Origin of the sequence: Streptomyces lichenis (genome assembly GCF_023218175.1) — a bacterium.
In the GTDB taxonomy this organism is placed as follows: Bacteria; Actinomycetota; Actinomycetes; order Streptomycetales; family Streptomycetaceae; genus Streptomyces; species Streptomyces lichenis.
This window is the reverse complement of record NZ_JALPTH010000001.1, coordinates 161,473-177,000: the sequence shown is the minus strand read 5'-3', so window position 1 is coordinate 177,000 and position 15,528 is coordinate 161,473. Positions and strand designations below refer to the sequence as shown.

The following is a 15,528-nucleotide window of genomic DNA, read 5'->3' as shown; positions in this document are numbered from 1 at the left end:
CGGGACGCCGACCCCGCTGGGCCTCCGCCTTCTCGCCGACCCGCACCACTTTCCGGCCGGGTGTACGTATGCCAGATCGCCGCGACGAAATAGTCAAGGTGCTCTGCTGGGCTGCCCGTAGAAGCCTCTCGTCGTCACGGAAGCGCTGCGCCGTGAGCATGGCGGCGAGGGTGCCCGAGAGCGACCCGAAGTGGTAGCGCAGCAGTGCGTGGCTGGCCTCGGTCCGGGCTGCGGCCTCACCCAGCGACATATCGGGCGGAGGAAGGGACTCCCCGAAGGCGTCGAGAAGCCGTGCCAGGAGCCGCTCGCGCGGCGCAACGCCCTGGTGGTCTGAAGTTGACGGAATCACTCCTGCCATTCTTTTCCATCGGAAAGAATGACAGGCGCTCCCGTGCCGCCCGGCACACGGTCGCGGTCAGCTCGAAACGGCGGGGAATCGGCCTCGGGACCTGCTCAGACAGCTGGCGACGGCCCCGGCACGGTCGGCGCTGCCGGGCGCCGTCGGTGCCGCGCCACGGCGATTGCGCACCGCCGTCGGCCGGGAGGCCCTCGCGAGTCTCGGTGGGTCCCGCGCTGCTCGGGGGCGGTCGCTTCGGTGCCGGCGTTCTTCGGTCTGCTCGGTCTGCTGCGGTCCGGCGGCGCGCTGCTGCCGGGGGGCAAACCGGCCACAGCCGCCCGGCTCTTGGCCGGCGTCCCGATGGCGGCCGGCCTGACCGTGGGCATCGCCCGCCTGACCACGTTCCTCGGCTGCGAGCCCATCGCCCGGGCCCGGCCCGTGACCGCCCTCGGGGCAACGGTGATCGTCGGTGTGGTCGTGGTGACGACGGCCGCGGGGACGCTGCTCCCAGCCCGTACGCCCCTGCGGTGGGACCGCACAGCGGGGCGCCGGGCCCGGCGGCGCTCCGCTCAGGCGTTGAGATAGGCGAGCACAGCCCGCACCCTGCGGTGTCCGCTGTCGCTGGGCGGCAGTTCGAGCTTGGTGAAGACGTTGCCGATGTGCTTGTGCACCGAACGCTCCGTCACCACGAGCGACTTGGCGATCGTCGCGTTGTCATGGCCTTCGGCCATCAGATGCAGCACCTCGCGCTCGCGCGGGGTGAGGGCCGCCAGTGGATCGTCGCGGCGCCGCCGGGACATCAGCTCGGTGACGACCTCGGGGTCGAGCGCCGTGCCCCCGTCGGCGACCCGGCCGAGCGCATCGAGGAACTCGTCCACCCGGCCCACCCGGTCCTTGAGCAGATAGCCGACACCGCGCGCCCCGCCGCCGAGGAGTTCGGCCGCGTAGGTCTCCTCGACGTACTGGGAGAGGACGAGCACCGGAAGGCCGGGCAACTGCTCACGGGCGGCGAGGGCGGCGCGCAGTCCCTCGTCACGGAAGTCGGGCGGCATCCGTACGTCGAGCACGGCGGCGTCCGGCCGCTGGTCGAGCAGCAGGGGCACGATCTCGGGCCCGGTCGCGGCGACACCCGCCACCTCGTGGCCGGAGGAGCGCAGCAGCAGGACCAGGCCCTCCCGCAGGAGGGCGTTGTCCTCGGCGATCACCACGCGCACGGCAGCTCCACTTCGATGTCGGTCGGACCCCCGGCGGGGCTGGTCACCCGAACGGATCCGTCCAGGGCGGCGACCCGGCGGCGGATGCCGATCAGGCCGGTGCCGCGCGGCTGTTCAGGGTCGGTGCCGGTGAGGGCCTCCTCGGCACCGCCACGGCCCTCGTCGTGGACCCGGACACGGACCAGACGGGGGGTCCGGGTCAGCGTCACCGACGCTCGCTCGGCACCGCCGTGCTTGGCCGCGTTGGTGAGCGCCTCGGCCACCGCGAAGTAGGCGGCGGCCTCCACGGCGGCGGGCGCCCGCGTCCCGTCGTCCGTGCCGTCGACGCTCACCTCGACGTCCAGACCGCTGCTCGCGGCGAGCGCACGCACGGCGCCCTCCAGACCCCGGTCGGTGAGGACGGGCGGGTGGATGCCGCGCACCACGTGCCGCAGTTCGGTGAGCGCCTCCTCCGCCTGCGTCTGCGCCTCGTCGAGCAGGGCGCGGCCGGTCGCGGGATCGGTGTCGTAGGCCCGTTTGGCGAGCCCGATGCGCATCGAAAGCGAGACCAGGCGGGCCTGGGTGCCATCGTGCAGATCACGTTCGATACGCCGCAGCTCGGCGCCGTGCGCGGCGACCGCGCCGGCCCGGGTCTCGGTGAGCTGCTCGACCCGACGGGCGAGGCGGGCCTGCGGCGAAGGCGTCAGGAGGGCTCGGGACCAGGCGGATTCGAGATCGGCGGTACGGGTGAGCAGGGGCAGGACGACCGGGGTGCGGCCGAGCACCCCGCACCACGGTCCGTCGACCACCATCGCGGGCACCCAGAGGACCAGCACGACGCAGAACAGGGCGATCCCGTACACCATCTGGGCCCCGACCCACAGCAGATCACGCACGGTGCCGGGGTCGCCGGCCGCACTGCGCAGCCGCTGCACGACGGTTCCGGTCAAGGGGGCGTACACCTCCGGCACCTCGACGCCCGTCCAGGCGCCCACCCGCCGCCTCTCGAAGCCCGCGAACCGCCGCACGGTCATGACGGTCTCGGGCAGCATCCCCGCACCCACCACGAGGGCGGTCGCCACCAGCCCGATGAGGAACAGGGCCACCAGGAAGAGACAGGCGCAGCTGAGCCCGAAGCCGACGACGAGATGCCAGGTCGCCCGCCAAGCCCTGCCCACCGCCCGTTCCATGGCGACCAGCCTAGGCGACCGGCACGACCCCGCGAGGTGGAGCCTGCTACACCATCCACCGACGAGTAGGGGCCCTGCCGCGGTGCGGGGTCCGGTGACCAGGATGGAGGCATCAGGACGTACCGCGTCACACACTCGCCCACGGGAGGCCCCATGAAGGCCCTGCTCTGGTCCGTGCTCGTCTGCTCGCTCCTCTTCAACGTGACGACGAGCCACCTGTGGTCCGGAACGACGCAGACGGCACTCAGCGTCGCCTCCGGCCTGACCTTCCTGGGACCGGCCTTCACGCTGTGGCTGCTACGCGATAAGAACCCGCGGAGCTCCTGAGCCGCCGACCCGCCGGAACGACCCCACCCGTACGGCGGGCCTTTTCCGATGCCGAGCAGGACGCGCCCGGCGTGGCGGACTTCGCGCCGCCCGCGCTGAGATGCCGCGCGGCCTTCCGGGCCTCGCCTACGGCGATGCGGGAAGACAGCCGACCGGTCGCGGACCACGAGAGTACCGCTGTCGATTCGCGCGGGCCCGGAGGTCGCGAGCAAGCCCAACCCACGTACCGATTCCAAGGAGTTCGCGATGATGCGCACGAAGACCGCCTCAAGGCTGCGCAAGGGCCTGCTGGTCATAGCGGCGGTGAGCCTGGTGAGCTCTGCCACCACCGTCGCCGCGGTGGCGGATCCGCCCCACGACACGCCTGGGCGGGGCAGCAAGGACAGGGCCCTTCAGAAGAGCCTCGACGCCTTGGTGCGCGAGGACAAGTTCCCCGCCGCCTTCGCCTGGGTGCGCGAGGGCGGCCGCACCTCCTCGCTCGTCTCCGGGTCCGCGCGGCTCCACGAACAGGTTCCGGTCCCGCACGACGGTTACGTACGGGCGGGCAGCAACACCAAGACGTTCACCGCGGTCGTGGTCCTCCAACTGGTGGCCGAGGGCAAGGTCTCGATGGACGAGCCCATCGAGACGTACCTGCCCGCAGTGGTACGGGGCAAGGGCATCGACGGCAGGAAGATCACCGTACGGCAGCTGCTGCAGCACACCAGCGGTCTCCCCAACTACACCGAACACATCGGCCTGGAGAACTTCACGGAGATCCAGCACAGGTTCTTCCATCCGCGGGATCTGCTCGACGCGGCTCTGGCCCACCCGGCGGAATTCGCGCCGGGCGCGAAGTGGAAGTACAGCAACACCAACTACCTGCTGGCGGGCATGCTGATCGAGAAGGTTACCGAACGCCCGGTACAGGAGCAGATCACCGAGCGCGTGATCCGCAAAGCGGGGCTGCGCCACACCTCGTGGCCGCAGCCCGGCGACCAGTCCGTCCCCCGGCCCCACGCTCGCGGCTATGCCCTCAGCAGCCCGAAGAACGGCAAGGTCATCGACGCCACCCGGCTGGACCCCTCCTGGGGCGGAGCCGCCGGCCAGATGATCTCCACACCGAGCGACCTCGCGAAGTTCGCCCGCCTGCTCCTCGACGGGAAGCTGCTCGCACCCGAGCAACTGGCCGAGATGCGCAAGACGGTCGACGCGCCGCTCATGCCCGGATGGCGTTACGGTCTCGGCATCTTCAGCATCCCGCTGAGCTGCGGCGGCGTGTACTGGGGGCACGGCGGCGACATCGACGGCTATGAGACCCGGGGCGGCGCCACCGACGACGGCCGCTCGGTCGGTTTGGCGGTGACCGCACTCCCCGGAACCTTCGGCGACGCGGAGAAGAGCGCAAAGGCGGTCGTGTCCGCGACGGACACCGCCTTCTGCAACTGACCGCGCGCAGGCTCCTCTCCGCACGCCGAGACGCGCTCAGGAGCCGACGCTCCTCCGCCTCGTGGAGGATGGCAGCGCGGGAAGGGCGCCGGGCTGGGCGGCAGGAGGGCCTGGCCTTCGGCGATGAGGGTGTGGGCGCGGGTGGTGTCGCCGAGGTCGAGAAGGCAACGGCCGGAGTCGACGGCGAGGTCGGCCGGCGACCTCCACGAGCACTGGGCCGGGATGTCACCTGTCCCTCCCGTATCGAGCAGCCGCTCTGCCGTGTTCAGGGAGTGCGGGGTGGCGCGGCGGTCGCCGAGAGCGGCTTGGGCGCGGGCCGGGCGCAGGTGCGGCACCGAGCCGGCCGCGGGGTGGGTGGCGCGGATGAGGGCCTTGGCCGGGATGGCCCGCTTGGCTGCCGCTTCCGCCGCTTTGACCAGCTCGGCATGCTCAGACCGGATGCACTGTCTGTCACGGCATCCCACCGTACGGTGCCTGTATCCGTTCCGACTGGCCGTCGGTGCATGACCTCCACGGCTTACTCGGGCGTGGGGGCGCCGTACGTGGCGAGCATGTCGAAGCGGCGGAAGAGCGCCCGATCCAGAAGCTCCCACACCACACATACCGCGCACGCACAAAACCGCAGCTCGGTCCCCCTACTTCACCGGCTCCAGGATCGCCACGCACTCCACATGGTGCGTCATCGGGAACAGGTCGAACGCCCGCAGCGTGCGCGGCCGGTAGCCGGCCTCGCGGAAGTAGGCGAGGTCGCGGGCGAGGGCGGCGGGGTCGCAGGCGACGTAGGCGATGCGGCGGGCGCCGAGGGCGGCGAGGCGGGTGACGGTGTCGCGGCCGGCGCCGGCGCGGGGCGGGTCGAGGACGACGAGGTCGGCCTCGGTGATCCGGGTGCGGGGCAGGACCTGCTCGACCTTGCCCTGCTCGATGCGGACCCGGTCGAAGTGCTGGAGGTTGTGGCGGGCGTCCTCGACAGCGCGCTTGCCGAGTTCGATGCCGAGGACGGCGCCCTGGTCGCCGACCCGGTCGGCGAGGGCGCCGGCGAAAAGGCCGGCGCCGCAGTAGAGGTCGAGGGCGGTGTCGCCCTTGCGGGGCAGCAGGCCCTGCATGACGGCGGTGACCAGGGTGTCGGCCGCCTTGGGGTGGACCTGCCAGAAGCCGCCGTTGCCGACGCGGTGGGTGCGGTCGTCGGCGCGTTCGCGGACGAAGGGGCGGCCGTGGACGCGGTGGACGCTGCCGTCCCGCTCGTGGACGCGGAGGACGGAGACGGGCCGGTCCAGCTCGACGATGGGCAGGCGGGCGCCGGGGCGCGGGGTCAGGACGACCTGGCGGTCGGCGGAGCCGGTGGCGGCGATCGCCTCGATGGAGGCCATGCCCGGCCAGTCGCGCCGCTCGATGCCGAGCTCCGAGATCCCGGGGGCGGCGATCAGGCAGCGGTCGATGGGCTCGACCTCGTGGGAGCGGTGGCGGCGCAGTCCGGCGCGGCCCTCGGCGTCCACGGCGTACTGGACACGGGTGCGCCAGGCGGGCACCTCGCCGGCGGGCAGCTTGTCGCCCTCGGCGGGGACGACGGTGCCGTCCCAGCCGGCCTCCTCGGGGGTGAGGCCGGCGAGCCGCTGGAGCTGCTCGGCGATGACCTCGCCCTTGAGGCGGCGCTGGGCACCGGGCTTGGCGTGCTGCCAGTCGCACCCGCCGCACCGGCCGGGCCCGGCGAACGGGCAGGGGGCCTCCACCCGGTCCTTGGAGGGGTTCAGGATCTCGACGGCGTCGGCGCGGAGGTAGCGGGAGTCGGCCGCGCCCTCGGTCACCCGGGCCACCACCCGCTCCCCCGGCAGGGTGTGCCGGACGAAGAGCACCCGCCCCTCGTCGTTGCGGGCGATGCAGTGCCCGCCGTGCGCGACGGGGCCGACCTCGACCTCGTACTCCTCCCCGACCAGCGAAGGCTCGGCGGCGGAGGGGGCGGAGGGCTCGGAGGCGTGCGGCATGGCGGAGGAGCTCCAGGGAGGGTGGGGGCGGGACGGTGGGCGACCCGGAGGACGGCCCACCCGACAGGGCGGGCAGCCCACCAGTCTACGCGGGCGTGGGCGAAGGTCCGTACCGCCGGCGGTCCCGCACGGAGGAGTGGTCCGCCCGCCGGCGGCTCCACACGGAGGAGCAGTTCGTACCACCCCCACCCGCACGGAGGAGCAGTCCCTACCACCCCCACCCGCACGGAGGAGCAGTCCCTACCACCCCCGCCCGCACGGAGGAGCGGTCCCTACCGCCCCCGCCCCATCCTCCGTCAGGCCTTGCCGGTCCCGGTCCCGGTCCCGGTCCCGTTGCCGGGGCCGCCCTGCTGGGCCGGTTCCTTGCCGTGGCGGGGGTCTACCGGGCCGCGGCGGACGGCGCCGGGGGCGTTCCATTCGGAGCGCTTCTTGGCGCGGCGCTTGGCGGCCTCGGAGGACTGGAGCTGGTAGGGCACCGAGGTGACCATCACCCCGGGGGTGAACAGCAGGCGGCCCTTGAGGCGCAGGGCGCTCTGGTTGTGCAGCAGGTGCTCGTACCAGTGGCCGACCACGTACTCGGGGATGATCACGCTGACCGCGTCCCGCGGGTTCTCGCGGCGGATGGACTTGACGTACTCGATCACGGGGCGGGTGATCTCGCGGTAGGGGGAGTCGAGGATCTTGAGGGGGACGTTGATGGAGCGGCGTTCCCATTCGTCGCGCAGCGCCTTGGTCTCGGCGGGGTCGACGTTGACGCTGAGGGCTTCGAGCTTGTCGGAGCGCATCAGCTTGGCGTAGCCGACCGCCCGGAGGGTGGGGCGGTGGACCTTGGAGACGAGGACGATGGAGTGCACCCGGGAGGGGCGGGCGGTCTCGTCGCCGGGCTCGTCGGGGGCGGAGATCTCCGCGGCCACCCGGTCGTAGTGCTTCCGGATCGCGCTCATCACGCCGTAGAAGATCACCATGCCGAGCAGCGCGACCCAGGCACCGTGGGTGAACTTGGTGGCCAGCACGACGATCAGGACCAGGCCGGTGAAGGTGGCGCCGAAGGCGTTGATGGCCCGGGAGCGGACCATCCGGCGGCGGACGGCGGGGTCCTTCTCGGTGCGCAGATGGCGGTTCCAGTGCCGGACCATGCCGGTCTGGCTGAGGGTGAAGGAGACGAAGACGCCGACGATGTAGAGCTGGATCAGCTTGGTGGAGTCGGCCTCGTAGATCCCGACCAGCAGCATCGCGGCCCCGGCCAGCAGCACGATGCCGTTGGAGAAGGCCAGCCGGTCGCCGCGGGTGTGCAGCTGGCGCGGCAGATAGCGGTCCTGGGCCAGGATCGAGCCGAGCAGCGGGAAGCCGTTGTAGGCGGTGTTGGCGGCCAGGAAGAGGACCAGGGCGGTGGCGGCGGCGAGCAGGATGAAGAAGAAGGTGCCCTGGCCGAAGACCGCGGCCGCGACCTGGGAGATCACCGGGTTCTGGACGTAGTCGGAGCCGACCGGGACGCCGTCGCGGAGCAGGTCGTGCGCCGGGGTCTCGGCCATCTTGACGCCGGAGGCCATGGCCAGGCCGATGATGCCGCAGAACATGGTGACGGCCAGGCCGCCCATCAGGGCGAGGGTGGTGGCCGCGTTCTTGCTCTTGGGCTTGCGGAAGGCGGGGACGCCGTTGCTGATCGCCTCCACGCCGGTGAGCGCGGCGCAGCCGGAGGAGAAGGCCCGCAGGAGGAGGAAGACCAAGGCGAAGCCGGCCAGGCCCTGGTGCTCCGGCTTGATCTCGAAGTCGGCGGTGGGGGCCTTCATGGTGTCGCCCAGGACCAGCGACTGGTACGCGCCCCAGGCGATCATGATGAAGACGCCGGCCACGAAGACGTAGGTGGGGATGGCGAAGAGCTTGCCGGACTCCCGCACCCCGCGCAGGTTCATCACGGTGAGCAGGCCGATCACGGCGATGGCCGAGAAGACCTTGTGCTCGACGACGAAGGGGATGGCGGAGCCGAGGTTCTCCACGCCGGAGGAGATGGAGACGGCGACGGTGAGGACGTAGTCGACCAGCAGCGCGCTGGCCACGGTCAGCCCGGCCCTCGGGCCGAGGTTGGTGGTGGCGACCTCGTAGTCGCCGCCGCCGCTGGGGTAGGCGTGGACGTTCTGCCGGTAGGAGGCGACCACCGTGAACATCAGGACCACGACGGCGACCGCGATCCAGGGGCTGAAGTGGTAGGCCGACACACCCGCGATGGAGAGGACCAGCAGGACCTCACCGGGCGCGTACGCCACCGAGGAGAGCGGGTCGGACGCGAAGACGGGCAGGGCGATGCGCTTGGGGAGGAGGGTCTCCCCCAGCCTGTCGCTGCGCAGCGCCCGGCCGATCAGGATGCGTTTGGGCACGTCGGTCAGTTTGGACACGCAGAGGATCGTAAGCGGTCTGATTCGGCCGTACGAACCTCCCACCCCGCCGCCGGGAAATCATTGCGCGCCCTTAACGCGCCGGTGCTTGATCAGCCCTGTCAGGGGGCTGCGGACACGTCGGCACCCCGGGATGCGGGGTTGCCGGGGGTGGCGGAATAAGCTCGTCGTCGGACAGCACCGCACGCGGCCCGAGAGAAGGCCGGAAGAAGGCCGAGAGAGAAGAGTGAGCAGGGTGTTTGCGCAGGTGGACGTCATGGTCGCCGTCACGGCGACCAGGAGTGCGGGGTAGCGGACGTGCACATCGTCATCATGGGCTGCGGCCGGGTCGGCGCCGCGCTGGCGCAGACCCTGGAGCAGCAGGGGCACACGGTCGCCGTCGTGGACCAGGACCCGACGGCCTTCCGCCGCCTGGGCTCGGGCTTCGGCGGCCGGCGGGTCACCGGGGTCGGCTTCGACCAGGACACCCTGCGCGAGGCGGGGATCGAGGAGGCCGGTGCCTTCGCCGCGGTCAGCAGCGGCGACAACTCCAACATCATCGCCGCGCGGGTGGCCCGCGAGATGTTCGGCATCGAGAACGTGGCCGCCCGTATCTACGACCCCAAGCGGGCCGAGGTCTACCAGCGGCTCGGCATCCCGACGGTCGCCACGGTGCGCTGGACCGCGGACCAGATGCTGCGGCGGCTGCTGCCGTCCGGCGCGGAGCCGCTGTGGCGGGACCCGAGCGGTGCGGTGCAGCTCGCCGAGGTGCACACCTCGGCGGCCTGGATCGGCCACAAGGTGAGCCGGCTCCAGGAGGAGACCGGGGTCCGGGTGGCCTTCCTCACCCGCCTGGGCGAGGCGGTCCTGCCCACGTCGCAGACGGTCCTCCAGGAGGGCGACCTGGTGCACGTGATGATGCGGACGGACGAGATCGAGAAGGTCGAGGCGGCGTTCGCCGAGGGGCCTGACGGGGAGAGTGGTCACTGATGCGGGTCGCTATCGCGGGCGCCGGCGCGGTGGGCCGCTCCATCGCCGGCGAGCTGCTGGAGAACGGGCACGAGGTGCTGCTGATCGACAAGGCGCCGACCGCCATCTCGGTGGAGCGGGTGCCGCAGGCGGAGTGGCTGCTGGCCGACGCCTGCGAGATCACCTCGCTGGACGAGGCGGCGCTGCAGCGCTGCAACACGGTGATCGCGGCCACCGGTGACGACAAGGTGAACCTGGTCGTCTCGCTGCTGGCGAAGACCGAGTACGCGGTGCCGCGGGTGGTCGCCCGGGTGAACAACCCCAAGAACGAGTGGCTGTTCAACGAGTCCTGGGGCGTGGACGTCGCCGTCTCCACGCCGCGGCTGATGTCGGCACTGGTGGAGGAGGCGGTGAGCGTCGGCGACCTGGTCCGGCTGCTGCGCTTCAGCCACGGCGACGCCAACCTGGTCGAGCTGACCCTGCCGCCGGAGTCGCCGGTCGCCGGTACGTCGGTGGGTGAGGTGGACTGGCCGCAGGACACCTCGCTGGTGACGATCATCCGCGGGTCCCGGGTGCTCACCCCGAGCCCCGAGGAGACCCTGGAGGCCGGGGACGAGCTGCTGTTCGTCGCGGCCCAGGCGCGCGAGGAGCAGCTGGAGGAGCTGCTGTCGGTGCGCCGGGAGGCCGCCGCCGACGACTGACGGCGGAGGACGAAGGGGTACGGAGAGGGGCCCGGGTGACATGGTCGAAGTGACCGTGCCACCCGGGCCCCTCGGCGTAGGCGGTCGTGCGGGCCGGTGGGACGCGCACGTTGACTGCGGGAGGGCGCCGCCCTCATACCGTACGGCGGGGGCCGCCCCGTGCCCGTACGGCGGGACCGGCCACCCCGGCGCCACCCGGCGGCTTCCGTGCCGTACGGCAGGAAGCCCCCATGTGCCCTGCGGCGCCCGGCCGGCTCAGACCTCGGCGTCGGGCTGCGGCCGGACGGGGGCGGGGGCACCGCCGGCGCCGTCCCGCTCCAGCCGGGCCTTCTCCGCCTTCTGCGCCTTCTCGGCGGCCTCCGCGGCCTCCATCTCGGCGAAGACGTCGATCGGCGGCGGCGCCTTGGCGAGGAACACCCAGGTCAGATAGACCGCCAGCAGGAAGGGCGGGATCTTCAGGGCGATCAGCACCCAGCCGAACTTGGTGGTGTCGGCCCAGAAGTACATCGGGAAGAGGATGGCGCACTTGGCGAGCAGGATCAGGCCCCAGGCCCAGCTGGCCTTGGTGTACGCCTTCTTGCGGCCGGGGTTGCGGGTCCGCCAGGAGAGGTTCTCCTTGAAGACCGGGCCCAGGATCAGGCCGATCAGCGGGACGCCCGCCAGCGCGGTGACGCAGTAGGCGAGGGCCAGGCCGAGCGTGTAGAGCATGCCCGGCAGGTAGAAGTCCTTGGCGTTGCCGGTCATCATCGCGAAGACCACGCCGAAGACGATCCCGAAGACGCCGCTGAAGGCGTGCTTCATGGTGTCCCGGCGGACCAGCCGGAGGACCAGCAGCACCAGGGAGACACCGAGCGCCGCGAGCGCGGAGAGGTGCAGGTCCTGGTTGATGGTGTAGATGGTGACGAACAGCAGGCCCGGCAGGACCGTCTCCACCAGTCCGCGCAGCCCGCCGAAGGCCTCGAACAGGGCGGCCTCGGTCACCGCCTTCGACGTCGCCGCCTCGGGGTCGCGCGCCTCGGGTGCGCGCTGGGCGTCCTGGTCGGTGGGGGTCGGCTTGTCGAAGGACGTCACCGGCTACTCCTGTCCGAGCGGTCGGAGCTCGTATTTGGGGTTGAAGAGCACCCGGCGGCCATGGCTCAGCGAGATCCGGCCGGAGGCGATCAGCTTGCGGCCCGGCTCTATGCCCGTGATGGAGCGCCGGCCCAGCCACACCACGTCCAGCGGTGCCGTCCCGTCGAACAGCTCCGCCTCCAGGGCGGGCACACCGGCCCGGGGACGCAGGGTGACCGTGCGCAAGGTACCAGTCACCTTCACGATCTGCCGATCGTCGCACTCGGAGATCCGCAGGCATCCGGAGGCCTGGGCGTCCTCCCGGAGCTCTCGGGACTCCAGGTCCCCCTGGGAGCTGGACAGCCGGTCGAGCATCCGGCGGAAACGGCCGGCCGGCTTCTCTGCATGCCGATCGGGATGCGGACTCGCACTCATACAGCAAAGGGTACCGGCCCGCTCGGACACCGGATCCGGGCCGGGGGGCCGCCTCGGCGGCGGGTGCGCGACCGCTTCAGCGTTCGAAGCGGTAGCCCATCCCCGGCTCGGTGATGAAGTGCCGCGGATGGGACGGATCGGCCTCCAGCTTGCGCCGCAACTGCGCCATGTACACCCGCAGGTAGTTGGTCTCCGTCCCGTACGAGGGCCCCCACACCTCCTGGAGGAGCTGCTTCTGGCCGACCAGCCGGCCGCCGTTGCGCACCAACACCTCCAGCAGGTGCCACTCGGTGGGCGTCAGGCGGACGTCCCGGCCGTCGCGCTGCACCTTCCGCGCCGCCAGGTCCACGGTGAAGCCGGGGACCACCACCACCTCGGGCCCGTCGTCGGCGGCCGGCTCGGCCCGGCGGACCGCGGCACGCAGCCGGGCCAGCAGCTCGTCCATGCCGAAGGGCTTGGTGACGTAGTCGTCCGCGCCCGCGTCCAGGGCCTGGACCTTCTCGTCGGAGGTGTGCCGGGCGGACAGCACCAGGATCGGTACGCGGGTCCGGCCGCGGAGCGCGGTGATCACGTCCACGCCGTCCATGTCGGGCAGGCCCAGGTCGAGGACGACCACGTCGGGGTGGCGGCTCGCGGCCAGCTCCAGCGCGCTCGCCCCGTCGGGGGCGGCGTCGACCTCGTAGGCGCGCGCCTTGAGGTTGAGCACCAGGGCGCGCACGATCCCCGGCTCGTCGTCCACGACGAGCACCCGGGTCTTGGGGGACCCGGCTTCTCCGGCCGGGGGCCTGCTGTCCTTCACCGGGGGCCTGCTTTCTCCAGGGAGGGGGGTGCCGGGGGTCCGGAGGCGGACCGGGCGGGTACGGCGCGCAGGGTGAGCACCATGGTCAGGCCGCCGCCCGGGGTGTCCTCGGCGGTCAGGGTGCCGCCCATGGCCTCGGCGAAGCCGCGGGCGACGGCGAGCCCGAGGCCCACCCCGGCGCCGCGCGGGGCGTCCCCGAAGCGCTGGAAGGGTTCAAAGATCCGCTCCTTGGCCTCGTCGGGGACGCCGGGGCCGCGGTCGACCACCCGCACCTCGACCCGTTCGGCCAGCGCGCTGGCGGAGACCAGGACGGGGGCGGCCCCGGGGCTGTACTTGACGGCGTTCTCCACCACGTTGGCCACCGCCCGTTCCAGCAGCCCCCGGTCGACCTCCACCATCGGCAGGGTCTCCGGCACGTCGAGCTCGGCGCTGCCGTCGGGCACCCCGCCGAGCGCCATCGGCACCACCTCGTCCAGGTCGGTGGGGCGCAGCAGCGGGGTGACGGTGCCGGTCTGGAGCCGGGACATGTCGAGCAGGTTGCCGACCAGGTGGTCCAGCCGGTCCGCGCCGGCCTCGATACCGGCCAGCAGCTCGGCCTGGTCCTCCTCGGACCACTCCACGTCGTCGGAGCGCAGTGAGGAGACGGCGGCCTTGATGGCGGCCAGCGGGGTGCGCAGATCGTGGCTGACGGCGGCCAGCAGGGCGGTGCGGATCTTGTTGCCCTCGGCGAGCTTGCGGGCTTGGTCGGCCTGGTCGACCAGGCGCTGCCGGTCCAGCACGACGGCGGCCTGGGCGGCGAAGGCGCCGAGCACCCGGCGGTCCTCGGCGGGCAGCACCCGCCCGGACAGGGCGAGCGCGAGGTGGTCGCCGACCGGCACGTCCACGTCGGCGTCCTCGGGCCGGCCGACCGGGCAGGGGCCGATCCGCCCGGCGCTGGTCCACGGCTCGGTGTCGCCGGCCCGCTCCAGCAGGGCGACGGACTCCATGGAGAAGGTCTCGCGGACCCGTTCGAGGAGGGCGTCGAGCGCGGTCTCGGCGCCCGGCCCCGGCGGGGAGACGCCGACCCGCAGCACACTGCCGGCCAGGAAGGACAGCACCTCGGACTCGGCCCGCAGCCGGGCCGCCTGGTGGGTGCGGCGGGCGGCGAGGTCCACCACCGAGGCCACCGCGACCGCCACCCCGAAGAAGACGGCGAGGGCGACGACGTTCTTGGGGTCGGCGACGGTGAAGCGGTACAGCGGCGGGGCGAAGAACCAGTTGAGCAGCAGCGAGCCGAAGGCGGCCGAGGCGAGGGACGGGGCCAGGCCGCCGAGCAGCGCGGAGGCCACGGTCAGCGACAGGTAGAGCAGCATGTCGTTGGCGAGGCCGAGGTCGGCGTCGGTGTGCGTCAGCAGCAGGGTGAGCAGCGCGGGCCCGGCGACCCCGGTGAGCCAGCCCCACAGCACCCGGGAGCGCCCCAGCCGCCGGCCGCGCGCCACCGGCAGCCCCCGGCCGCGGGCGACCTCCTCGTGGGTGACGATGTGCACGTCGAGGTCGGGCCCGGAGTCGCGGGCCACGGTGGCGCCGACACCGGGCCCCAGCACGTACTGCCAGGCCTTGCGGCGGCTGGAGCCCAGCACCACCTGGGTGGCGTTGACCCCGCGGGCGAACTCCAGCAGCGCCTGCGGCACGTCGTCGCCGATGACGTGGTGGAAGGAGCCGCCGAGGTCCTCCACCAGGGTGCGCTGGACGGCCAGCTCGTTCGGCGAGGCGGAGGTGAGCCCGTCGCTGCGGGCGACGTAGACGGCGAGGATCTCGCTGCCGGAGCCCCGGGCGGCGATCCTGGCCGCCCGGCGGATCAGGGTGCGCCCCTCGGGGCCGCCGGTCAGTCCGACGACGATCCGCTCACGGGCCTGCCAGGTGGTGCGGATGCCGTGCTCGCCGCGGTACTGCTGGAGGTACTCGTCGACCCGGTCGGCCGTCCACAGCAGGGCCAGCTCGCGCAGGGCGGTGAGGTTGCCGGGGCGGAAGTAGTTGGAGAGGGCCGCGTCCACCTCGTCGGGGCGGTAGACGTTGCCGTGGGCGAGGCGCCGGCGCAGCGCCTGCGGGTCCATGTCGACCAGCTCGATCTGGTCGGCCCGGCGCACCACCTCGTCGGGCACGGTGTCCGGCTCGCGGACCCCGGTGATGGACTCCACCACATCGCCCAGGGACTCCAGGTGCTGGATGTTGACGGTGGAGACGACCTCGATCCCGGCCGCGAGCAGCTCCTCCACGTCCCGCCAGCGCTTGGCGTTGCGCGAGCCCGGGGCGTTGGTGTGGGCGAGGTCGTCCACCAGGGCCACGGCCGGGCGGCGGGCCAGCACGGCGTCCACGTCCATCTCGGCACCGAAGGCACCGGAGGCACCGGAGGCACCGAAGGCACCGAAGGCACCGAAGGCGCCGGAGGCACCGGAGGCATGGGAAGTGCCGGATCCCGGCGGGACCCGCTCCAGGCCTTCCAGGACGGCGAGGGTACGAGGACGGTCATGGTGGCTGACGCAGGCGACCACGCAGTCGGTGCCGCGCCCCACCCGCCGGTGCGCCTCGGCCAGCATGGCGTAGGTCTTGCCGACGCCCGGCGCCGCGCCGAGATAGATCCGTAGCCTGCCGCGTCCCATGGGTCCCATTGTCGTATGTACGTCCGCTCTGATCGTTCGATGACCATACGGCCGAGCGGCGGAGCGGACCTACGGCCGGAGCCCCTGACCGGGACCTTTTGACACGATC

13 protein-coding genes are annotated in these 15,528 nt (G+C 72.5%); 5 read left to right on the top strand and 8 right to left on the bottom strand.

All coding sequences use genetic code 11. From position 1 onward, the window contains the following. Positions 1 to 595: 595 nt before the first annotated feature. Complete coding sequence (locus M1O15_RS00700) at positions 596 to 922, top strand: hypothetical protein (RefSeq protein WP_248631148.1); 327 nt, start codon at positions 596 to 598, stop codon at positions 920 to 922. Here the strand turns inward: M1O15_RS00700 and M1O15_RS00695 are convergent. Both M1O15_RS00695 and M1O15_RS00690 read right to left on the bottom strand, forming a co-directional pair. Beyond that, positions 907 to 1,551, bottom strand: a complete 645-nt coding sequence (locus M1O15_RS00695) for a LuxR C-terminal-related transcriptional regulator (protein ID WP_248631147.1) — start codon at positions 1,549 to 1,551, stop codon at positions 907 to 909. The two genes, M1O15_RS00700 and M1O15_RS00695, sit on opposite strands and share 16 nt — an antisense overlap. Beyond that, positions 1,539 to 2,720 (bottom strand): sensor histidine kinase, encoded by a 1,182-nt coding sequence (locus M1O15_RS00690; protein WP_248631146.1) that lies wholly within the window; start codon positions 2,718 to 2,720, stop codon positions 1,539 to 1,541. The genes M1O15_RS00695 and M1O15_RS00690 overlap by 13 nt, the downstream gene beginning before the upstream one ends. A gap of 153 nt (positions 2,721 to 2,873) precedes the next feature. On the opposite strand from M1O15_RS00690, the gene M1O15_RS00685 reads away from it, so the two are divergent. After that, positions 2,874 to 3,047 carry a hypothetical protein gene (locus M1O15_RS00685; RefSeq protein ID WP_248631145.1) on the top strand — a complete coding sequence of 58 codons (174 nt, stop codon included), beginning with the start codon at positions 2,874 to 2,876 and terminating at the stop codon, positions 3,045 to 3,047. A gap of 246 nt (positions 3,048 to 3,293) precedes the next feature. Then, entirely contained in the window at positions 3,294 to 4,475 is a 1,182-nt protein-coding gene (locus tag M1O15_RS00680) for a serine hydrolase domain-containing protein (RefSeq protein WP_248631144.1), read from the top strand. A 635-nt stretch (positions 4,476 to 5,110) separates the two neighbouring features. Here the strand turns inward: M1O15_RS00680 and M1O15_RS00675 are convergent. Both M1O15_RS00675 and M1O15_RS00670 read right to left on the bottom strand, forming a co-directional pair. Further along, on the bottom strand, positions 5,111 to 6,454 hold the full coding sequence (locus M1O15_RS00675) for a class I SAM-dependent RNA methyltransferase (RefSeq protein WP_248631143.1): 1,344 nt from the start codon (positions 6,452 to 6,454) through the stop codon (positions 5,111 to 5,113). Positions 6,455 to 6,750: 296 nt separating this feature from the next. Further along, positions 6,751 to 8,847, bottom strand: a complete 2,097-nt coding sequence (locus M1O15_RS00670; RefSeq protein ID WP_248631142.1) for an APC family permease — start codon at positions 8,845 to 8,847, stop codon at positions 6,751 to 6,753. Positions 8,848 to 9,144: 297 nt separating this feature from the next. Here M1O15_RS00670 and M1O15_RS00665 point away from each other — a divergent pair, with 297 nt between their 5' ends. Further along, positions 9,145 to 9,816, top strand: a complete 672-nt coding sequence (locus tag M1O15_RS00665) for a potassium channel family protein (protein WP_248631141.1) — start codon at positions 9,145 to 9,147, stop codon at positions 9,814 to 9,816. Continuing rightward, on the top strand, positions 9,816 to 10,496 hold the full coding sequence (locus M1O15_RS00660; protein ID WP_248631140.1) for a potassium channel family protein: 681 nt from the start codon (positions 9,816 to 9,818) through the stop codon (positions 10,494 to 10,496). The genes M1O15_RS00665 and M1O15_RS00660 overlap by 1 nt, the downstream gene beginning before the upstream one ends. Positions 10,497 to 10,751: 255 nt before the next feature. Here M1O15_RS00660 and M1O15_RS00655 read toward each other — a convergent pair whose 3' ends face one another. From M1O15_RS00655 to M1O15_RS00640, 4 genes are all read right to left on the bottom strand, one after another. Then, entirely contained in the window at positions 10,752 to 11,567 is an 816-nt protein-coding gene (locus M1O15_RS00655) for a DUF3159 domain-containing protein (RefSeq protein ID WP_372499324.1), read from the bottom strand. A gap of 3 nt (positions 11,568 to 11,570) precedes the next feature. Continuing rightward, positions 11,571 to 11,981, bottom strand: coding sequence for an OB-fold nucleic acid binding domain-containing protein (locus M1O15_RS00650; RefSeq protein ID WP_248631139.1), 411 nt, complete (start codon positions 11,979 to 11,981; stop codon positions 11,571 to 11,573). A gap of 76 nt (positions 11,982 to 12,057) precedes the next feature. After that, a complete protein-coding gene (locus M1O15_RS00645; protein ID WP_248631138.1) occupies positions 12,058 to 12,780 on the bottom strand; it encodes a response regulator in 723 nt (240 codons plus the stop codon). Beyond that, on the bottom strand, positions 12,777 to 15,419 hold the full coding sequence (locus M1O15_RS00640) for a DUF4118 domain-containing protein (RefSeq protein WP_248631137.1): 2,643 nt from the start codon (positions 15,417 to 15,419) through the stop codon (positions 12,777 to 12,779). The genes M1O15_RS00645 and M1O15_RS00640 overlap by 4 nt, the downstream gene beginning before the upstream one ends. Positions 15,420 to 15,528 lie beyond the last annotated feature (109 nt).